Origin of the sequence: Variovorax paradoxus, from assembly GCF_029919115.1 — a bacterium.
Lineage (GTDB): Bacteria > Pseudomonadota > Gammaproteobacteria > Burkholderiales > Burkholderiaceae_C > Variovorax > Variovorax paradoxus_O.
On the sequence record NZ_CP123990.1, the window covers coordinates 167,858 to 188,209 of the forward strand.

Annotated in this window: 19 protein-coding genes; 7 read left to right on the top strand and 12 right to left on the bottom strand. The window is 64.9% G+C overall.

Going from position 1 to position 20,352, the window contains the following annotated elements; translation table 11 throughout:
• Positions 1 to 24: 24 nt before the first annotated feature.
• From lptC to QHG62_RS00775, 3 genes are read right to left on the bottom strand one after another with little or no spacing between them, the layout of a single operon-like run.
• Entirely contained in the window at positions 25 to 669 is a 645-nt protein-coding gene (gene lptC / locus QHG62_RS00765) for an LPS export ABC transporter periplasmic protein LptC (RefSeq protein ID WP_281148914.1), read from the bottom strand.
• A complete protein-coding gene (locus tag QHG62_RS00770; protein WP_281148915.1) occupies positions 666 to 1,214 on the bottom strand; it encodes a KdsC family phosphatase in 549 nt (182 codons plus the stop codon). The genes lptC and QHG62_RS00770 overlap by 4 nt, the downstream gene beginning before the upstream one ends.
• Entirely contained in the window at positions 1,214 to 2,212 is a 999-nt protein-coding gene (locus QHG62_RS00775) for a KpsF/GutQ family sugar-phosphate isomerase (protein ID WP_281148916.1), read from the bottom strand. Before QHG62_RS00775 ends, QHG62_RS00770 begins: the two co-directional genes overlap by 1 nt.
• Before the next feature lie 87 nt (positions 2,213 to 2,299).
• On the opposite strand from QHG62_RS00775, the gene QHG62_RS00780 reads away from it, so the two are divergent.
• On the top strand, positions 2,300 to 4,285 hold the full coding sequence (locus QHG62_RS00780) for a monovalent cation:proton antiporter family protein (RefSeq protein ID WP_281148917.1): 1,986 nt from the start codon (positions 2,300 to 2,302) through the stop codon (positions 4,283 to 4,285).
• A 45-nt stretch (positions 4,286 to 4,330) separates the two neighbouring features.
• On the opposite strand, the gene QHG62_RS00785 is transcribed toward QHG62_RS00780, so the two are convergent.
• The 7 genes from QHG62_RS00785 to rpmH form a co-directional block, all read right to left on the bottom strand.
• Positions 4,331 to 5,335, bottom strand: a complete 1,005-nt coding sequence (locus QHG62_RS00785) for a zinc ribbon domain-containing protein (RefSeq protein WP_348638678.1) — start codon at positions 5,333 to 5,335, stop codon at positions 4,331 to 4,333.
• Positions 5,336 to 5,423: 88 nt separating this feature from the next.
• Positions 5,424 to 5,885 carry a Crp/Fnr family transcriptional regulator gene (locus QHG62_RS00790; protein ID WP_281148919.1) on the bottom strand — a complete coding sequence of 154 codons (462 nt, stop codon included), beginning with the start codon at positions 5,883 to 5,885 and terminating at the stop codon, positions 5,424 to 5,426.
• A gap of 90 nt (positions 5,886 to 5,975) precedes the next feature.
• On the bottom strand, positions 5,976 to 7,394 hold the full coding sequence (gene mnmE, locus QHG62_RS00795; RefSeq protein WP_281148921.1) for a tRNA uridine-5-carboxymethylaminomethyl(34) synthesis GTPase MnmE: 1,419 nt from the start codon (positions 7,392 to 7,394) through the stop codon (positions 5,976 to 5,978).
• A 77-nt stretch (positions 7,395 to 7,471) separates the two neighbouring features.
• Positions 7,472 to 9,157 carry a membrane protein insertase YidC gene (yidC, locus tag QHG62_RS00800; protein ID WP_281148923.1) on the bottom strand — a complete coding sequence of 562 codons (1,686 nt, stop codon included), beginning with the start codon at positions 9,155 to 9,157 and terminating at the stop codon, positions 7,472 to 7,474.
• Positions 9,154 to 9,441 (bottom strand): membrane protein insertion efficiency factor YidD, encoded by a 288-nt coding sequence (yidD, locus tag QHG62_RS00805; RefSeq protein ID WP_281148924.1) that lies wholly within the window; start codon positions 9,439 to 9,441, stop codon positions 9,154 to 9,156. The genes yidC and yidD overlap by 4 nt, the downstream gene beginning before the upstream one ends.
• Positions 9,438 to 9,839 carry a ribonuclease P protein component gene (locus QHG62_RS00810; protein WP_281148925.1) on the bottom strand — a complete coding sequence of 134 codons (402 nt, stop codon included), beginning with the start codon at positions 9,837 to 9,839 and terminating at the stop codon, positions 9,438 to 9,440. The genes yidD and QHG62_RS00810 overlap by 4 nt, the downstream gene beginning before the upstream one ends.
• Before the next feature lie 86 nt (positions 9,840 to 9,925).
• Positions 9,926 to 10,060, bottom strand: coding sequence for a 50S ribosomal protein L34 (gene rpmH, locus QHG62_RS00815; protein ID WP_007834827.1), 135 nt, complete (start codon positions 10,058 to 10,060; stop codon positions 9,926 to 9,928).
• 319 nt (positions 10,061 to 10,379) lie between these two features.
• Here rpmH and dnaA point away from each other — a divergent pair, with 319 nt between their 5' ends.
• The 3 genes from dnaA to gyrB all read left to right on the top strand — a co-directional run bounded on the left by dnaA (position 10,380) and on the right by gyrB (position 15,714).
• Complete coding sequence (gene dnaA, locus QHG62_RS00820; RefSeq protein ID WP_126749323.1) at positions 10,380 to 11,759, top strand: chromosomal replication initiator protein DnaA; 1,380 nt, start codon at positions 10,380 to 10,382, stop codon at positions 11,757 to 11,759.
• 89 nt (positions 11,760 to 11,848) lie between these two features.
• Positions 11,849 to 12,955, top strand: a complete 1,107-nt coding sequence (gene dnaN / locus QHG62_RS00825) for a DNA polymerase III subunit beta (protein ID WP_157611122.1) — start codon at positions 11,849 to 11,851, stop codon at positions 12,953 to 12,955.
• Between the two features lie 134 nt (positions 12,956 to 13,089).
• Entirely contained in the window at positions 13,090 to 15,714 is a 2,625-nt protein-coding gene (gyrB, locus tag QHG62_RS00830; RefSeq protein WP_281148929.1) for a DNA topoisomerase (ATP-hydrolyzing) subunit B, read from the top strand.
• A 239-nt stretch (positions 15,715 to 15,953) separates the two neighbouring features.
• Here the strand turns inward: gyrB and QHG62_RS00835 are convergent, their stop codons facing one another.
• Positions 15,954 to 16,925 (bottom strand): alpha/beta fold hydrolase, encoded by a 972-nt coding sequence (locus QHG62_RS00835; protein WP_281148930.1) that lies wholly within the window; start codon positions 16,923 to 16,925, stop codon positions 15,954 to 15,956.
• A 319-nt stretch (positions 16,926 to 17,244) separates the two neighbouring features.
• Positions 17,245 to 17,511 carry a hypothetical protein gene (locus QHG62_RS00840; RefSeq protein WP_281148931.1) on the bottom strand — a complete coding sequence of 89 codons (267 nt, stop codon included), beginning with the start codon at positions 17,509 to 17,511 and terminating at the stop codon, positions 17,245 to 17,247.
• Positions 17,512 to 17,807: 296 nt separating this feature from the next.
• Here QHG62_RS00840 and QHG62_RS00845 point away from each other — a divergent pair, with 296 nt between their 5' ends.
• The 3 genes from QHG62_RS00845 (at position 17,808) to QHG62_RS00855 (ending at position 20,335) form a co-directional block, all read left to right on the top strand.
• A complete protein-coding gene (locus tag QHG62_RS00845) occupies positions 17,808 to 18,329 on the top strand; it encodes a hypothetical protein (protein ID WP_281148932.1) in 522 nt (173 codons plus the stop codon).
• Between the two features lie 142 nt (positions 18,330 to 18,471).
• On the top strand, positions 18,472 to 18,957 hold the full coding sequence (locus QHG62_RS00850; RefSeq protein ID WP_281148933.1) for a hypothetical protein: 486 nt from the start codon (positions 18,472 to 18,474) through the stop codon (positions 18,955 to 18,957).
• Between the two features lie 130 nt (positions 18,958 to 19,087).
• A complete protein-coding gene (locus QHG62_RS00855; protein WP_281148934.1) occupies positions 19,088 to 20,335 on the top strand; it encodes a metallophosphoesterase in 1,248 nt (415 codons plus the stop codon).
• Positions 20,336 to 20,352: the final 17 nt, after the last annotated feature.

Genomic DNA, 20,352 nt, shown 5'->3' on the forward strand with positions numbered 1-20,352 from the left:
GGGCTTACGGTAGATTTTTCTGTTTCAGCGCGGCTTGCCGCCTGGGGTGGCCGCCGACGGAATCAGAACGCCGCGCACCCGCCCGGTCAGGTTGGCGACCCCGCTCAGGTTGTCGTAGTCGAGGTTGTCCGCAGTGAACTGGTCGGTCCCGCGGATGAGCGTGACAGGCTTGTTCGAAGTCACGCGTTCGCTGTCGAGAAAGGCATGGAGAAAGTCACCGCGAAACTCGAGCCGCGGCGTGCCCTTGCCATTGGGATTGACGACCGGATCGCGGATGACGACCGCGTTGCCGAACAGCTGGATCTCGCTGCCGTCGGAATTCGAGAGGCCGCGATTGGCGGTGGCATGGGTCGTGTAGCCCTGCGGCGACACGGAGCGAACGCGCACGTCGTCGACTTCGGTGGTGTCGGTGTCGGGGTAATGCCGGCCTTCCTTGCCGTGGAGTTCGCTGCGCAAGTCACCGTTGGGCAGGTAGTTCTTGATGACGAAGCCCCGCATGAAATAGTCGGGCTCGTGCGTGGGCGCGGCCTTGGTGGTGGGCTCGAGCAGCTTGGGCGCATTGCGCACCAGCCAGTAGGTACCGAGCGCCACGGCCGCCGTCAGGATGATGGGCAGGTAGATGGTGGCGCGGTCGACCGCGTTGCGCAGCAGGTTCCAGGCGCGGCTCATTGCGTGGGACCTCGCGCGGCATCGAGCAGGCGCCTGTACTGGCCGCAGGCCGTCAGCAGCAGATCGCAGAACTCGCGCGCCGCGCCTTCGCCGCCGCGCGCACGGGTCACGTAGTTGACGGCGTCTCGCACTTCCACATGCGCGTTGGCGGGCGCCGCTGCAAACCCGGCGCGCGCCAGCACCGGCAGGTCGGGCCAGTCGTCGCCGATGGCCGCGGCCTGGTGCCAGCCGAAGCCCAGCTGTTCGAGCATGGCTTCGGCCGCGGGCAGCTTGTCTTCGGTGCCGTAGCGCACATGCTGGATGCCGAGCGCCTCGAGCCGCACGCGCAGCGGCTTGGAATCGCGCCCGGTAATGACCGCCGGCGTGATGCCGGCGAGGCGAAGCAGCTTGAGCCCGTAGCCGTCGAGAATGCTGAAGCGCTTGAGGGTTTCGCCGTGTTCGGTGAAATAAACGCCGCCGTCGGTCAGCACGCCGTCGATGTCGAAGAAGGCCATGCGCACATCCTGTGCGGCCAGCAAGGTTTCGGCCTGGAAGTCGAGCGGCATCAGATGACCTTCGCGCGCATCAGATCGTTGATGCTGAGCGCGCCGATCAAATGCCCTGCGGGGTCGACGATGAGCACGCTGGTGATGCGGTGTTCTTCCATCAGCTCGGCCGCCTCGACCGCCAGCGCCTCGGCACGCAGCGTGCGCGGCCCGGGGTGCATCACGTCGGCGGCGGTGAGGCCGCGCAGGTCGCCGCCGGTTTCGACCTGGCGGCGCAAATCGCCGTCGGTAAAGATGCCGATGGCGCGGCCATCAGCGTCGACCACGGCCGTGGCGCCCAAGCCTTTGGAGCTCATTTCGCGCATCAATTCGCTGAGCGTTGCGGTGGGCGCCACGCGCGGCACCTCGTCGCCCGAGCGCATCACGTCGCTCACATGGGTAAGGAGCTTGCGGCCCAGCGCACCGCCGGGGTGCGAGCGCGCGAAGTCTTCGGAGCCGAAACCGCGCGCGTCGAGCAGCGCCACCGCCAGTGCATCGCCCATCGCCATCTGCGCGGTGGTGCTTGCGGTGGGGGCCAGGTTGAGCGGGCAGGCTTCCTTGGCAACGCCGGCATCGATCACGATGTCGGCATGGCGCGCCAAGGTGGAATCGGTGCGGCCGGTCATGGCGATGAGGGGCACGCCCTGGCGCTTGACCACGGGCAGGATCACGGTGAGCTCGTCGACCTCGCCGCTGTTGGAGATGGCCAGCACCAGGTCGACCGACTTGATCATGCCGAGGTCGCCGTGGCTGGCCTCGGCCGGGTGGACGAACATGGCCGGCGTGCCGGTGGAGGCCAGGGTGGCGGCAATCTTGCGGCCGACATGGCCGCTCTTGCCCATGCCCATGACGACCACGCGGCCGCGCACTTCGAGGACCTTGCGCACGGCCTCCACGAAGCTGGGACCCACGCGCGACTTGAGGCCGAGTACGGCATCGGACTCGATGTCGAAGGTGGCACGGGCCCGCGCGAGTATTGCGTCGGCGTCGACCACGGGGGGCAGGGGAGCTGAACTCATCGGCGGATTTTACGGGCCGCCCGGCCTCTGCCGTCATCGGGGGAAAGCGGCGCGTGCGGGGCATGGACATTGCTCTAGCATCCAGCCATGTCTTCGTTCGATCTCACGCTGTTGTATTTGCTTGCCGCTGTCATCGGCGTCGTGGTCTGCCGCTCGCTGAAGCTGCCGCCGATGCTCGGCTATCTGTCTGCCGGCGTGCTGATCGGCCCTCATGCGCTGGCATTGGCTCAGAACTCCGAAGGCATTCGCCACCTGGGCGAGTTTGGCGTGGTGTTCCTGATGTTCGTCATCGGGCTGGAGTTCAGCCTGCCCAAGCTGCGCGCCATGCGCAAGCACGTTTTCGGGCTCGGCCTGCTCCAGGTGCTGCTGACCATGACGCTCGCCACCGCGGGCGCGCTCTTGATCGCCTCGCAGCTGCCGCCGGCCTGGCGGCTCGGCTGGCAAACGGCGCTGGCACTGTCGGGCGCGCTCACCATGAGCAGCACTGCCATCGTGGTCAAGCTGATGGCCGAGCGGCTCGAGCTTGAAAGCGAGCACGGCAAGCGCGTGATGGGCGTGCTGCTGTTCCAGGACTTGGCGGTGGTGCCGCTGCTGGTGCTGATTCCCGCTCTTGGCGCGCCACCCGAGGCGCTGGCCAAGGCGATCGGCTTCGCGATGGTGAAGGCGGTCCTGCTGATCGGCGTGCTGCTTTATGGCGGGCCGCGGGTCATGCGCTGGTGGCTCACGCTCGTGGCCCGGCGGCGCAGCGAAGAGCTCTTCATCCTGAACGTGCTGCTGATCACGCTCGGCCTGGCCTGGCTCACCGAGCTGGCCGGCCTGAGCCTCGCGCTGGGCGCCTTCATCGCCGGCATGCTGGTTTCGGAGACCGAATACAAGCACCAGGTGGAAACCGACATCCGACCGTTCCACGACGTGCTGCTGGGCCTCTTCTTCATCACGGTGGGCATGTCGCTCGACTGGCACATCGTGGTGGACCGCTGGGCGCTGGTGGGTGTGCTGCTGCTGGTACCGTTGGCCTTCAAACTCGTCCTGGTGACGGTGCTGGCGCGAGTGCTTGGCGCCACATCGGGCGTGTCGCTGCGCACCGGCCTCTACCTGGCGCAGGCCGGCGAATTCGGCTTTGTGCTGCTGACGCTCGCGCAGGAGCGCAGCCTGCTGCCGCCGTGGCTGGCCAATCCGGTGCTGGCGTCGATGGTGCTGTCGATGCTGGCCACGCCGTTCATCGTGATGTACACCAACGCCATCGTGCGCAAGCTGGTGGCGAGCGACTGGCTCCAGCAGTCGCTGCAGATGACGTCCATCGCGCGCAAGACCATCAACACCGCCAAGCACGTGATCATCTGCGGCTACGGGCGCTGCGGCCAGAACCTGGCCCGCATCCTGGAGCGCGAAGGCATTCCCTACATGGCGCTCGACCTCGACCCCGACCGGGTACGCCAGGCTGCGGCCGCCGGCGATTCGGTGGTGTTCGGCGATGCGGCGCGGCTGCAGGCGCTGATGGCGGCCGGCCTGGCCCGCGCCAGCGCCGTGGTCGTGACCTATCTCGACGTGCCCGGCGCCATGAAGGTGCTGGCCAACACGCGCGCCCATGCGCCGCAGGTGCCGGTGATCGTGCGCACGCAGGACGACCACGACCTGGAAAAGTTGCAGGCGGCCGGCGCGACCGAAGTGGTGCCCGAAGCCATCGAGGGTTCGCTGATGCTCGCAAGCCATGCGCTGGCGCTGGTCGGCGTGCCGATGCGGCGCGTGATCCGCGTGGTGCAGGACCAGCGCGACGCGCGCTACAACTTGCTGCGCGGCTACTTTCACGGTGCCGACGACGACAACGCGGACGAGCTCGACCACGAGCGGCTCGACACCTTCACGCTCACCCCCGGAGCCCGGGCCGTGGGCCAGACGCTGGCGCGGGTGGCACTGGAAACGCTGGGGGTGCGCATCGCCGGCCTGCGCCGGCATGACGGGCAACCGCAGGTGCCCACCGAAGACACGGTGCTGACGGACGGCGACACCCTGGTGCTGTCGGGCAAGCCCGCCGCGTTGGCCATCGCCATCGAGCGGCTGCAAAAAGGCTGACTTGGCAACTTGGGCAGCAGGAGCTACGGCCGCTTTGGGACGTGCTCAGTTCACCAGCGTGGGATTGCGCTTTTCTTCTTCGATCCGCTGTTGCCGGCGCACTGCCTCGCATTGCGCGTGCGGCTTGAATTCGGGCTTGAGGCATTGCGCGGCCATGCATTGGGCCTTCGCGATGAAATTGCGGTCGCCGCAGGCGGACATCGGATCGGCCGGCCCGGCCGCTGCGGGCTGCGGCGCGGGCGCGGCGGCGGCTGCCGGCGCGGTTTCGGGCGCGCCGGGTTGCGATGCCGCCGCTGGCGCCGGCTTGCGCAGCTTTGCCGCGGCGGAAGGCTTCGGGGGGGTCGTGGGCGCAGGGATCGCCGTGGCCGTGGCCGCGGCCGCGGCAGCAGGTGCGGCGTCTGCGGCAGCTGGTGGCTCGGCAGGCTGAGGCTCCGGTGCTGCCGGGGGGGTCTCGGGCACTGCGGCGGGCGCAACGGCCTGCGTAGCGGGCGGGGTTCCGGGCGCGTCCGGCGCCGCGGCTTCAACCCGCTCGGCCGGCTTGCCCTTTCCGTAGCCGTGCCAGCCGGCAACGATCATGAGCAGGCCCACCGCCAGCAACACCAGCCAAAGCAGCATCCCGCGCAAGCGCGACGGTTTGGGTACCTCGGCGGGTGCGGGCCGCGGGGTCTTTGGCCTGGAGGACTTCCTGGCGCGGGGCTCGCGCGGCGGCGAAGGCGGCCGTTTGGAGCGGCCCGCCCCGACGATGACGGTCTTTTCTTCGGCCCGCTCCGCCGCTGCATCAGCGTAAGGAGCTTGCGAAGCAAGCGGCAAATTGGCGTCGAAGAGTCCGCCCGGAATGGTGGGGGCGCGCAGTTGCGCGGGAGCTGTAGCGGCCCATTCGCGCTCCGACCGGCCTTCTGGCGCAGGCGGGGGCGCCATTGGTGCAGGGGATGTGGGGGATGTGGGCGCGGGGGGTGTGGATGGCGCTGCCGCCAGCTTGCCACCGCAACTCCTGCAGAAATTCGCGCCTTCGCGGTTCTCCGCGCTGCACACCGGACAGATCAAGGCCATGACGACTGACTTCTGGGGAAACGATTTCAAAAAAACTGGCTGCGAAGAGCCGTCTGGGCCTGGATTGCGGAACTGACCCGATGGATGTTCAGGTCACCGCGACGCGCTTGGACCGGTGCGCCATGCGCTTGGCGATCACCGCGCCGAGTCCCATGGCAATTTCGAGAGCCAGGTTCGGCTGGCGATTCGACATTTCCGCGAAACGGATGGCCGTGAGCCGCCAGACGCGGCCCGCACCGGTAACCACCACGTTGGCCGAATGCGGCTCGCGCGAGAAAAAAGAGCCTTCGCCCACCACGGAGCCCGGCATGAGCACGGCCAGCTTCATCTGTTCCTTGCTGCTCACGCGATGCACGCTGATCGCGCCGCTTTCAAGAAAGTACACCGAACGGTCGTGCGTGCCTTGTTCGATGAGAACGTCGCCGACGCCGGTATCGATGGGCTGCAGGTAGCCCGCCAGCGTTTCCCATTGCTGTACGTTGAGCGTCAACGCAAAGGCGTCGTTGCTGTTGTTGTCCGCGATGGCGCGGCTCAGGTTCTGGATGGACATGCTTTTCTCGACCCCCGCATCAGTGCCGAAGTATCCGCGAAGGCCGCAGGTTTCGGCTACAACTCTTTACGTTTTTCGTTGCGGATGTCGCTATTTGCCGATGCAGAAGCGCGAAAAGATGACTCCGAGCAGGTCGTCCGCGCCGAATTCGCCGGTGATTTCGTTCAGTGCGTTCTGCGCAAGACGCAACTCCTCGGCCAGCAGATCGAGCAACTGGGCTTGTGCCGCCAGGTGGCTTGCAGCCAACCCCAGGTGGGTTTCGACCCGGCCGAGCGCCTGCACATGGCGGGCTCGCGCGAGGTAAGCACCTTCGGGCACCGACTGCCAGCCCGCCATGGCCAGCAACTGCTCGCGCAATGCCTCGATGCCGAGACCCGTCTTTGCGGACAACACGATGCCCTGGGCTGTGCCAGCCATGCCGGCCGCCGGCGCGGCGTCCTGCTTGTTCCAGACATCCAGCACCGGCACGCTCGCTGGCAGCTTCTGCCGCAGGTTGCGCAAAATCTCCGCGTCGGCGGCGGCGTAGTCGGCAAGGCTCGCGCGCGTCAGGTCGTGCAGGAACAGCACGGCGTCGGCGGTTTCGATCTGGCCCCAGGCCCGTGCCACGCCGATCTGTTCGACCTCGTCGCTGCTCTCGCGCAGCCCCGCGGTGTCGGCCACGTGCAGCGGCACGCCGTGGATCTGGATGGTTTGCGAAACCACGTCGCGGGTTGTGCCCGCCACCGCGCTCACGATAGCCAGTTCGGCGCCCGCGAGCGCATTGAGCAGCGAGCTCTTGCCTGCATTGGGCTGCCCAGCGATCACCACCTTGATGCCCTCGCGCAGGAGCGCCCCTTGCTTGGCGCGCTGCTGCACCGCCGCGAGTTGCGCCTGCAACTTCGCCAACTGGCCGGCCGCATCGGCCTTTTGAAGAAAGTCGATTTCCTCTTCAGGAAAGTCGAGCGTGGCCTCGACCAGCATGCGCAGGTGGATGAGTGCGTCGCGCAGCGTATGGATCTCGCGTGAGAACGCGCCCGAAAGCGAGCGGCCGGCACTGCGCGCTGCCGCCTCGGTGCTGGCGTCGATCAGGTCTGCAATGGCCTCGGCCTGGGCCAGGTCGATCTTGCCGTTGAGAAAAGCGCGCTGGCTGAACTCGCCCGGCTCGGCCACGCGCAGGCCGGGCAGCCGCGGTCGGCCGGTAATCGGATCGGGCTCGGCGGCCGCCTCGAGGCAGCGCGCCAGCAACAGTTGCAGCACCACTGTTCCGCCGTGCGCCTGCAGTTCGAGCACGTCTTCGCCGGTGAACGAATGCGGCGAGGGAAAGTGGATGGCCAGCCCATGGTCGACCGGTTCGCCGGCCGCATCGCGAAAGGGAAGGTAGGTGGCCTCGCGCGGCTTGAGCACCCGCCCGCAGAGCGCGTCGACAAGCGGTGCGAGCCGCGCGCCAGATACGCGCACGATGCCCACCGCTCCGCGCCCCGAGGCGGTGGCAATGGCGACGATGGGATCGGTGGTGCGGGCGAATGTCATGGAAGCGCGATTCTTTCAGCAAAAGCAAAAGGGCCGCGAGTGCGGCCCTTTTGCGGAGTGGCAAAGACTGCCGCGGCTTACTTGCCCAGCACGCCCAGCCGCTTGTTGATGAACCACTGCTGCGCGATCGACAGCACGTTGTTGGTGATCCAGTACAGCACCAGGCCGGCCGGGAAGAAGATGAACATCACGCTGAACGCGAGCGGCATGATCCACATCAGCTTGGCTTGCATCGGATCGGGTGGCGTCGGGTTGAGCCAGGTCTGGAACAGCGAGGTGAGGGTCATCACGATCGGCAGGATGTACCAGGGGTCGGGTGCCGAAAGGTCGGTGATCCAGCCGATCCACGGTGCGTGGCGCATTTCGACCGACGACAGCAGCACCCAGTAGAGCGCGATGAACACCGGGATCTGGATCACGATCGGGAAGCAGCCGCCCATCGGGTTGACCTTCTCGGTCTTGTAGATGCGCATCATCTCCTGCTGCATTTCCTGCGGCTTGTCCTTCAGCCGCTCGCGCATTTCCATGATCTTGGGGTTGATGGCCTTCATCTTGGCCATGCTGGCGTAGGCCTTGGCGTTGAGCCAGTAGAAGGCTGCCTTCAGCAGCACCACCAGCGCCACGATGGACCAGCCCCAGTTGCCCAGAATGCCGTGCAGCTGGTTCAGCAGCCAGTACAGCGGCTTGGAAATGATCGCGAAGATGCCGTAGTCCTTGACCAGGTCGAGGCCCGGCGCAATGGCTTCGAGCTTCTTTTCTTCTTCGGGGCCCGCGAACAGCGCGCTGTTGACCACCAGGGTCTGGCCCGGGGCGATCTTCGGCAGCGTAGCCACCATGGCAACGGTAAAGAGGTTGTCGCCCAGGTCCTTCACGCGGAACTCACGCTTGAGCTGCTCGCTCGCCGGGTCGCCCTTCAGGAGCCACGCCGACACGAAGTAATGCTGCACCATTGCAATCCAGCCGTCGTTGGCGGGCGGCGGCGGCTCGACCTTGCCCTTGGCAATGTCCTTGAAGTCGAGCTTGTGGAACTTCTTCTCGTTGGTGTAGGCCGCCGGACCGGTGAAGGTGTTGGTGCCGAACATCGTGCCCGCGGCCACCGTGCCGTGGCGCAGCAGCTGCATGTAGAGCTGCGCGTCGCGCGGCTGGTCGCTCACGTTGACCACTTCGTGGCGCACGCCGACGGTGTATTCGCCGCGCTTGAACACGTAGGTCTTGACGTACTTGAGGCCGCCCGAGGGTGCGCTTTCGAAGCTCACTTCGAGCGTGTTCTGGCCCTCGGCCATTTCGCGCGGACCGGCCTTCGGCGTCATCGGCGTCAGGTGGTTGGGAAAGGCTTCCCCGCTCTGGCTCAGCAGGCCGGTTTGTGCGACGTAGCGGGTGGCGGGCGAATCGTTCTCGAACAGCACCACGTGCTTGGTGCGGTCGGCTTCGTCGAACTTCAGCAGCTCGAGATAGTTGACCGTGGCGCCTTCGCTGTCGATCACCGCCTTGAACAGGTCGGTGGTAACGCTGACCCGCTCACGCGGTGCGGCCGGCGCAGCTTGCGCGGGCACGGCCGCGGCGCTGCTGCCCGGGGCCGATGCAGTCGGAACGCCGTTGGCGGCGGCCGGCGTGCTGCCTGCGGGCGCGGTGGCCACGGCGGCCGGCTTGGTCGACGGCAGGAAGGTCGGCTTGTTGCCGTTGAAGACCTGCCATTGGTCCCACAGCAGCACCAGCGAGAAACCAAAAATCACCCACAGGATCGTGCGGCGTATATCGTTCATGACGAAGACTTCTTGTCGGAGGAGAGAAGAGACGAAAACAGCGAGCCTGGCTTGCCAGTGCGACGCGGTGATTTCGGTGGAACCGGATCGTGCCCGCCCTGGCACCAGGGCTGGCAGCGCACGATGCGGTGCAGGGTGAGATAGCTGCCCTTCAGGGCGCCGTGCGTCTCGAGCGCTTCGATCGAATAGCGCGAGCAGGTCGGCTCGAAGCGGCACGACTGGCCGAGCCAGGGGCTCAGCAGCAGGCGGTAGCCCTTCACGAGGCCGATCAGCAGGCGTTTCATGACGAAGGTGCGGATGCGGGTGCGCGCGCGGCCCGCGCCAGCAGTTGCTGGAGCTCGGCGCGCACTGCGGCCTTGAGCTTGTCGGAGCTGGCGCTCACGAATTCCTTGCGGTCAAACGCCGCGCGCAGCCGCACCACGTGCGCCGCACGGGGCAGGCCGACGCCAGGCGCGGCGCTCACGGTATAGATCTGGCGCTTGATGGCGTTGCGCGTGACAGCGCGGCGCGCCCAGCGCTTGGGCACCATGGCGCCCAGCCAGACGTCGTCGGACGCGAACAAGGGCTGCGCGCTCGATGTTGAATCGAGTGCGCAGCGATGCAATGCGAAATGAGCAGTGCGCGCCACGGTGGCACCTGCGAGGACGGCCTGGAATTGCGCGCGGGTCTTGAGCCGCTGCATGGAAGCCGGGCCGGACACGCCAGAAACACTGGCTACAAAAGCTGGCGCTGGCGGATCGGCGGCTGGCAACGGCAGAGGAACTGCCGTCAGACGGCCAGGCGCTTGCGGCCCTTGGCGCGGCGTGCGTTGATGACGGCGCGGCCGCCACGGGTCTTCATGCGGACCAGAAAGCCGTGGGTACGGGCGCGGCGGACTTTGGAAGCTTGGTAAGTGCGTTTCATGATGAGATTTCCTGCTGATTCCCCCGATATCCACCGTGCCCGACGAAGCCTTGAAAGGCCGCATTGAGCAGGCGGGCGCTGGGAGCGTTTTTCGGATGACCCCCGAAAGACGCAATGAGGTTTTCAGGGAAACCCGCAATTATCGCAAACATTCGGCCCAACACCAAACATCGAGTAACTTTGCGGGCCTTTGCATGGTGCCCCGGGGGATGTGGATAAGGTTTTGACAAGTTAGAATGCGGGCCGCCTTGCAGCAGAGAATATCCACAATACATATACCAAAAAATGGACGAGGGACGAACCACTTTTTCAAGCACCCATGTCGACTGACGGCATCGGTGAAAGCCTCTGGCAGGCCTGTGTCGACCAGCTCGCGCAGGAGCTGTCCGAGCAGCAATTCAATACCTGGATCAAACCCCTGACGGCGCAGGTCACCGACGACCTTTCGCGCATGACGGTGTTCGTTGCCAACCGCTTCAAGCTCGACTGGATCCGCGCCCAGTACGCCGGCAAGATTGCCGCCATGGCCGAGAAGATGTACGGCCAGCCCGTGGCAGTAGAGTTAGCGCTTGCTCCGCGCGAAGCGCCCGTGCGGTCTGCCCCCATTGCCGTCATGGCAGAGACCGACGTGCCGCGCGACATGGCCGGCCCGGGCGAGGAGCCGGCCGCTGCAGGTTTCAAGAATCGCCTTAATTCGGGCCTCACCTTCGACACGCTGGTGGAGGGCACGGCCAACCGCATGGCGCGCGCTGCCGCCATGCACGTGGCCGGCATGCCGGGGCATCTGTACAACCCGCTGTTCATCTACGGCGGCGTGGGCCTGGGCAAGACCCACCTGATGCATGCTGTGGGTAACCGGCTGCTCGCCGACCGGCCCGATTCCAAAGTTCTCTACATCCACGCCGAGCAGTTCGTGTCGGATGTGGTCAAGGCCTACCAGCGCAAGACTTTCGACGAATTCAAGGAGCGCTACCACTCGCTCGACCTGCTCCTGATCGACGATGTGCAGTTCTTCGCCAACAAGGACCGCACGCAGGAAGAATTCTTCAATGCGTTCGAGGCCCTGCTGGCCAAGAAGTCGCACATCGTGATGACCAGCGACACCTATCCCAAGGGCCTGGCCGACATCCACGAGCGCCTGGTTTCGCGTTTCGATTCGGGCCTGACGGTCGCCATAGAGCCGCCCGAGCTCGAAATGCGCGTGGCCATCCTGATCAACAAGGCGCGCGCCGAATCGGCCGAAATGCCGGAAGAAGTCGCCTTCTTCGTTGCCAAGAACGTGCGCTCCAACGTGCGCGAGCTCGAAGGCGCGCTGCGCAAGATCCTGGCTTACTCGCGCTTCAACCAGAAAGAAATCTCGATCGCCCTGGCGCGCGAGGCGCTGCGCGACTTGCTGTCGATCCAGAATCGGCAGATCTCGGTCGAAAATATCCAGAAGACGGTGGCCGACTACTACAAGATCAAGGTCGCCGACATGTACAGCAAGAAGCGCCCGGCCAGCATTGCGCGGCCGCGGCAGATCGCGATGTACCTGGCCAAGGAACTCACCCAGAAGAGCCTGCCGGAAATCGGCGAGCTGTTCGGTGGGCGCGATCACACGACGGTGCTGCATGCGGTGCGCAAGATCTCGGGCGAGCGCCAGCAGCTCACCGAACTGAACCAGCAACTCCACGTGCTCGAACAAACGCTCAAGGGCTGACCCCGGATGTCATCAAGAAAGCCACCCGCAACAGCGGAGAATGGCGTCTTACAAGCGGATTCAAAGAGATAAGAGAAGAGGAAGAAGACATGATCGTTTTGAAGGCAACCCAAGACAAAGTCCTCGCCGCGCTGCAATCGGTGGCGGGCATCGTGGAACGGCGCCATACCCTGCCTATCCTGGCCAACGTGCTGATTCGCAAGACCGGCGGCCAGCTGCAGCTCACAACCAGCGACCTCGAGATCCAGATCCGCACCACGGCCGAGCTTGGCGGCGACGAAGGCAACTTCACCACCACCATCGGCGCGCGCAAGCTCATCGACATCCTGCGCACCATGCCGGCCGACCAGACCGTGAGCCTCGAATCGAGCGCGAGCAAGCTGGTGCTCAAGGGCGGCAAGAGCCGCTTCACGCTGCAGTCGCTGCCGGCCGAAGACTTTCCGCTGGTGCAAGAGGCCGCCAATTTCGGCCCCGTGTTCAGCGTGCCGCAAAAGACGCTGAAGGACCTGCTCTCGCAAGTCTCCTTTGCCATGGCCGTGCACGACATCCGCTACTACCTCAACGGCATCCTGTTCGTGGCCGAAGGCAAGCAGCTGAGCCTGGTGGCCACCGACGGCCACCGCCTGGCGTTTTCGTCGGCCACGCTCGACGTCGAAGTGCCGCGCCAGGAAGTGATTCTTCCGCGCAAGACCGTGCTCGAAATGCAGCGCCTGCTGTCTGACGCCGAAGGCGCCATCGAGATGCAGTTTGCGAACAACCAGGCCAAGTTCAGCTTTGGCGGCATGGAGTTCGTTACCAAGCTGGTCGAGGGCAAGTTCCCCGACTACAACCGCGTGATTCCCAAGAACCACAAGAACAGCGTCACGCTCGGCCGCGCCCCTTTGCTGGCCAGCCTGCAGCGCACCGCCATTCTGACCAGCGAAAAGTTCAAGGGCGTGCGCCTGAACATCGAGCCCGGCACGCTGCGCATTGCATCGAACAACGCCGAGCAGGAAGAAGCACAGGACGAGCTCGACATCGACTACGGCGGCGACGCCATCGAGATCGGCTTCAACGTAACCTACCTGATCGACGCCCTCGCCAATATGGGCCAGGACATGGTCAAGCTGGACCTGGCCGACTCCAACAGTTCCGCCCTTTTGACCATCCCCGAGAACGCATCCTTCAAATATGTCGTGATGCCGATGCGGATCTAGAAGACAGAAAACACAGCGCCTTGCGCAGACAGCCCGCGGCCCTCCGCGGGTTTGCGCTTTCAAGAGGCAGGAAAAGCAGGCCGCCAAGGCCCGAAAAATCCCGTGAATGCCGTGAGAGATAGAGGAATATCCGAATGAGTGCAGAAGAAAACAAGCCCGAAGTGCCCCACACCGAACCGGTCTACACGCCCGAGATCGAGAGTGCGGTGCCGATCGAGATCACGCCCGCCGACACCAGCTACGGCGAAGGCTCGATCACGATCCTCGAAGGGCTCGAGGCGGTGCGCAAGCGCCCCGGCATGTACATCGGCGACACCTCCGACGGCACGGGTCTGCACCACCTGGTGTTCGAAGTGGTCGACAACTCCATCGACGAAGCGCTGGCCGGCCACTGCGACGACATCGTCGTGACCATCCATAGCGACAACTCGATTTCCGTCACCGACAACGGCCGCGGCATTCCCACCGGCGTGAAGATGGACGACAAGCACGAGCCCAAGCGCTCGGCTGCCGAAATTGCGCTGACCGAGCTGCACGCCGGCGGCAAGTTCAACCAGAACAGCTACAAGGTGTCGGGCGGCCTGCACGGCGTGGGCGTGAGCTGCGTGAACGCGCTGAGCGTGATGTTGCGCCTGGTAGTGCGCCGCGAGGGCAAGATCCACGAACTCGAATTCAGCCGTGGCTTCGTGCAGAACCGCTTGCTCGAAACCGTGAACGGTTTCGAAGTCTCGCCCATGAAGATCATCGGCGACACGGACAAGCGCGGCACCGAGGTGCACTTTCTGCCCGACACGGAAATCTTCAAGGAGAACAACGATTTCCACTACGAAATCCTCTCCAAGCGCCTGCGCGAGCTGAGCTTTCTGAACAACGGCGTGCGCATCCGCCTGAAGGACGAGCGCACCGGCAAGGAAGACGACTTCTCGGGCGCCGGCGGCGTGCGCGGCTTTGTCGAATTCATCAACAAGGGCAAGACCGTCCTGCATCCGAACTCGTTCTATGCAGCGGGCGAAAAGCCGGCCGACACCTACGGCGGCATTCCCGGCACGCACATCGGCGTTGAAGTGGCCATGCAGTGGAACAGCGGCTACAACGAGCAGGTGCTGTGCTTCACCAACAACATTCCGCAGCGTGACGGCGGCACCCACCTCACGGGCCTGCGTGCCGCGATGACCCGCGTCATCAACAAGTACATCGAAGAAAACGAGCTGGCCAAGAAGGCCAAGGTCGAAGTCACCGGCGACGACATGCGCGAAGGCCTGTGCTGCGTGCTGAGCGTGAAAGTGCCCGAGCCCAAGTTCTCCAGCCAGACCAAGGACAAGCTGGTGTCCAGCGAAGTGCGCGCGCCGGTCGAAGACATCGTCGGACGCCTGCTCACCGATTACCTGCAAGAGCGCCCGAGCGACGCGAAGATCATCTGCGGCAAGATCATCGAGGCCGCCCGCGCCCGCGAAGCCGCGCGCAAGGCCCGCGAAATGACGCGCCGCAAGGGCGTGCTCGACGGCATGGGCCTGCCCGGCAAGCTGGCCGACTGCCAGGAAAAGGACCCGGCGCTGTGCGAGGTCTACCTGGTGGAGGGCGACTCCGCCGGCGGCTCCGCCAAGCAGGGCCGCGACCGTAAGTTCCAGGCCATCCTGCCGCTACGCGGCAAGATTCTGAACGTGGAAAAAGCGCGCTACGAGAAGCTGCTCACCAGCAACGAAATTCTCACCATGATCACGGCGCTGGGCACCGGTATCGGCCGCGCCGGCGCCACCACCGCGGGCGGCGGGGCGGACGACTTCAACGTTGCCAAGCTGCGCTACCACCGCATCATCATCATGACCGACGCCGACGTTGACGGCGCGCACATCCGCACGCTGCTGCTCACGTTCTTCTACCGGCAGATGCCCGAGCTGGTCGAGCGCGGCCACATCTACATTGCCCAGCCGCCGCTCTACAAGGTGAAGGTCGGCAAGGAAGAGCAATACCTGAAGGACGGCCCCGCGCTGGACGCCTTCCTGCTCAAGGTGGCCCTGAAGGACGCGAGCATCGAGACCGGCGGCCCCAACTCGACCACCCTGAGTGGCGACACTCTGGCCGAGCTCGCGCGCAAGCACCAGCTGGCCGAAGCCGTGATTGCGCGCCTGCGCAACTTCATGGACGCCGAAGCGCTACGCGCCATTGCCGACGGCGTGGCGCTCGACCTGGACACCACGCCCGCGGCCGAAGCCTCGGCCGTGGCGCTGCAAGCCAAGCTGCGCGAACTCAACACCACCGGCGTGCCCGCCGAAGTGAGCAGCGAGTTCGACGCCCGCACCGACAAGCCGCTGCTGCGCATCAGCCGCCGCCACCACGGCAACATCAAGAGCAGCGTGCTCACGCAAGACTTCGTGCACGGCGCCGACTACGCTGCGCTCGCCGAAGCCGCCAACACCTTCCGCAACCTGCTGAGCAGCGAGGGCGCCATCGTCCGCCGCGGCGAAGGCGAGCGCGCCAAGGAAGAAAAGGTGGCCGACTTCCGCATCGCGATGAAGTGGCTCATCGGCCAAGCCGAAAACGCCACCTCGCGCCAGCGCTACAAGGGCCTGGGCGAAATGAACCCCGCACAGCTGTGGGAAACCACCATGGACCCGACCGTGCGCCGCCTGCTGCGCGTGCAGATCGACGACGCGATCGAAGCCGACCGCGTGTTCACGATGCTGATGGGCGACGAAGTGGAGCCGCGCCGCGAGTTCATCGAGCAGAACGCGCTGCGGGCTGCGAATATCGACGTGTAGCAAGCACGGCAGCTAAGTCGCCGCCGCGAACAGCTGCTGTAAAAACGATAAAGCGCCCAGCGATGCTGGGCGCTTTTTTTATTCCAAGCCCAACTGTGGCTTGGATTTCTTCGGGACCTCTACCGAGGATTGGGAGCTACTGCCCCTGCCCCCAGAATATCCACCACCACACGCCCATCCGCTTACAGGCAGGCCATCAGGCGCGCCGAGCGCGGCACGCCTGTTCTGGATTCACGGCTTCAAGCCGGGAGACGAGCAATGAAGCTGCGCATGTACCGAATGAACTCTGCCGGCTCTTCCTGAAACGGCCAGTGTCCGCTATTGGCGAAATACTTCAGCGCGGCGCCCGGAATGTTCTTTGCCAGCTTTTCGTCATCGCCAAAACGCCAGATATCACCCGAGCCATAGTTAACCGACGTGGGAACATTGATGGACGACAACCGCGAAACAAAGTTGTAGTCGGCCAGAAGCTGGTTGCCGCGATTGAACGCCGCGCCTGAGTAAATTGTCCTTTGATCGACGTCTGCGATAACCCCGGGCGGCGGGGTTGCATTGTTGTAATACAAAGGCGCGCCGGCGGTCCATTTTTTACGAAGATCCTCATCGCTCGCGACTGGAGCTGTCAGCAATTGGCCCAGGGCTGCTTGCTGGTCAGGCGTTCCGCCGACCGGATTGCGCTGAACGAAAGATGCGGTGTCTGCCGCCGTGCACGACAACACCAGCCCCGAAAGGCGATCAGGAAACCGCAACGCGAAATCTAGCGCAACAAAACCACCGAACGAGTGGCCGACAAGAACGAACTTGTCGATGCCGAGCGCCTTGGTCAATGCGTTGCAATCCGCGCTCATGCGCTCGAGGGTCAGCTCGTCATAGCTGGCCGGGCGGTCCGATTTGCCTTGTCCCAACTGGTCGTAGCAAACGATGCGGGCGTGGTCGGCAAGCGGATCGATGAAAGGGCGGAAGTATTGGTGATCCAGGCCCAGGCCGCCGTGCATGAAGACGATTGGAACCCCCTTGCCGGAGCTCACGTGGTAAAGGTTTTTTCCGTTCACGGAAGCGAACCCCGAAGTCTCGGCTTTGGGAGCAGGCGAAGGAGCGATGGGCCAGACGGCATTGCCGCCCTCGCCACTTCCTCCTCCGCCGCAGCCGGCGAGGGTCAAGACTGAAAAAATGGACCCGGCTGCATTGAAATTACGTCGGCTGATCGTCACCAGAAAACCTCCCCGGAGCGGGCCGACAAACGATATTTGTGGCCGACTCTTGACTGTCTCGGAAAGCCACAAAAAAAGCGGCGCGAAGGGCGTAATAAATTAGCCCTGCGCGAGTCTAGATTCGCTTTGCCGCCGCTTATGTGAACCCGCGATCCGGGGTGTTTTTTTGAGCGAGATCGAGATATCTTTCACGATCCAAGCTCGGGGGAATTGCTGGAAGAAAACGCCTGAACGTCTAATTCAAGTAAATACTTGACATTGATTTAATTCGATGACTGACGCCAGCAAAATTTACCGCGAATTGATGTGACGGTTCCGGTTACGGCATACGCATCGCGCGCCTGCCGCCAATGCCGCCCTGCAACACGCGGGCGACGCGCGCCAGCCCGCCGGTCCCGCTGGCCGCTCGGCCAACCAGTGCGCCGCCTGCAGCGCCCGCCAGCACGCGGCGCACGAGCGACCGGCTGCGCCCGGCCGTCAGCAGCAGCAGAACGCCCGCGCCCAGAACGGCGAGGTGCTCACCCGGAAAGTCCGGCCGCTGGGCGTCCATCTTCTTGACTGCCTCGATCCTGGATCCGATGTTCATTGGAAGCTCCTTTTCTGTACGAACTTCTTCATATCAAGCGAGGCAATGCACCGGTGTAGGCGCCGGTCACGTGCAACGTGCCGAATCGGGCGTACGGCACCGCTCTCAGGGTTTTCACATAGAGGAAGACCAAAAACGGCCGGGCGGCCCGTCATACAGGCGTCACAAGCTATTAAAACAATAGCGTTCAATACTTTCGCGAGGATCGTTCCTCGTAAACGCTATATCTAGCCCGACTCTTGCTAAGCAAAATCCTCGACGGATTCACGTCACCCATGATCGAGGACATCGAAGCAATGAACCTTTTGCGTCTCCGGCAGCCGATGGCTGCGTTGGTATTGGGCGGCACAGCAGCATTCTTGGGGGCCATGGCCACATCGGCCCATGCGTTCTCGAACCCGCCCATACAGATGGCGCAAGGCGTCGAATACATGTGCGGGGGCACGAGCAAGGCCGAGGCGTCGTTCATGCAGATGGTGTCGCCGCGGTGGGCGGCGACCATCGAGTTCGGCATCAACGACAGCACGCAAAAGAGCAATTTCCCGGTGCGGGCCGCGGTTCAGGTGCGCGAAAAGTACACGGGCCGCCCCGTGATGGAGGCGCAGTCGAACGGCCCCTACATGCTGGCCCGGCTCGATCCCGGCGCATACGACGTGAACGTGACGCTCGGCGGCCTGACGATCACGCAGACACTGACCGTGATTGCCGGCGTGCCGGCCCGCGCGGTCTTCATGTGGCCTTCGAACTTCGACATGGCGTCGGTGCTGCCGCCCGCGCCGCAAACGCAGGCATTCGCGCAGACATCCGCCGCCCGCTGAACCCCGCTTTCCCCCGGTTCAGGCTGCGGGGACGACGGGGCCGGTCTTTCCTCTTTTCTTGTTAAGCCTTGCCTAAGGCCCGCGCCGCACAGTGGCGTCGTGGCTCTTTGCCACGCAGACAAGGAAGAAAGGATTTCAGACCATGACCTCCCTGATTTCATCTCGCCGGCGGCCCCTTGCGGCCGCCGCGCTGTGCGGCGCCGTTCTTCTTGCGGCGCTTTCTCCGGCGCACGCGGCGGTCAACCCGCCCATCTACATGACGCACGGCATCGAGTACATGAGCGGCGGCATCGGCAGCGACGAGGCCCAGCTGATGGAAACCGTGGCGCCACGCTGGCCGGCCACCTTCGAATTTGCCATCAAGGACCACAAGGGCGCCGAGTTCGCGGCCGACGTTCACGTGACGGTGCGCAACAGCAAGGGCGCCGCGCTGATCGACAACGTGGTGTCGGGCGGCCCGTTCATGGTGGCCCGGCTCGACCCCGGGACTTACGAAGTGGAGGCTCGCTTGCTTGGAAACACGCTCAAGCAAACGCTGCACGTCTTGCCGGGTACGCCCGCAAAGGTGGCATTCGTGTGGCCAGCCGGCACCGACATGGCATCTGCCGGCACGCGCCCGGTGCAGTAGCGCGCGTGTGCGGCCGGTACCCTTGCCGCTGAGCCGTGCGGTTCGGCGCATGTATCGCCGGCAACGCCTGCTATCTGGATACCCGACGCTATAGAAAAAATAGCGGCCTGTGGCCGAGCGGCCGTCTTGAATGCGCGGCATGCGCCTTGCACATGTTGCGTCCCGGGCAGTGCCCGTTCCCATTGCCCCCATGCCGATACGTCCCCTGAGCGTCCTCACCGCGCTACTGCATGTCTACATAGCGCTGCGCCTGGTGCCGGCGCTGGCCATGCTCACGCCCGCCTGGCCGCTGCCGCTTGCCGCGCTCGCCGTTTCGGCTTTCACGATTCCGCTGCCGTTCGTTTCGCGCCGCTCGGAGCGCAGCGCTTCGCTGAAAGAGGCGCTCAAATGGACCGGGCTGATCAGCATGGGCTGGTTCTCCTCGATGTTCGTGCTGACGCTGCTGCGCGACGTGGGCCTGTTGCTCACCTGGCTTGCGAGCGCGGTGGCCGGCCTGCAGGTGTCCTGGAGCGCGGTGCTGCCGTGGAGCGCAATGGCCGTTCCGGTGGTGGCCACACTGGCATCGCTGGTGGGTTTTCTCAATGCCCGCCGCACCGCGGCCGTCAAGCGTGTGGAGGTTCCCATCCAGGGACTGCCTTCCGCGCTCGAGGGCTTCACGATTGCGCAGCTCAGCGACATCCACGTTGGGCCGACGATCCGGAGCGACTACATCCAGCGCATCGTCGACGCCGTGAACCGCCTCGGCGCCGACGCCATCGCGATCACCGGCGACCTGGTGGACGGCACCGTGGCCGAGTTGCGCGAGCACATTGCACCCCTGGCCGGCCTTCGCGCGCGGCACGGCACCTTCGTGGTCACGGGCAACCACGAGTACTACGCCGGCGCCCACGCGTGGATCGACGAACTGCGCCGGCTCGGGCTGAAGGTGCTGCTCAACGAGCACGTGGTGTTGCAGACGCGCAATGTGCGCGGTGCGCAGAACGACGAAGAACTGTTCGAAAGCCAGCTGGTGCTTGCCGGGGTGACCGACTTCACCGCCGGCCATTTCGATGCCGCGCATGAAAGCGATCCGCATCTTGCGCTGCACGACGCGCCGCCGCTGGTGCACACGCGCGTGCTGCTGGCCCACCAGCCGCGCAGTGCGCCGCTCGCGGCCCGGGCCGGCTACCAGCTGCAGCTGTCGGGCCACACGCATGGCGGGCAGTTCTTCCCGTGGAACTTGTTCGTGCCGATGCAGCAGCCCTTTACCGCCGGCCTGCACCGGCTGCAGGACATGTGGATCTACGTGAGCCGCGGCACCGGCTACTGGGGGCCGCCCAAGCGATTTGGCGCACCTTCCGAAATCACCCTGGTCACGCTGGTTCCGGCGCGCGGCTGACGCTGCTTTTCCCGGTC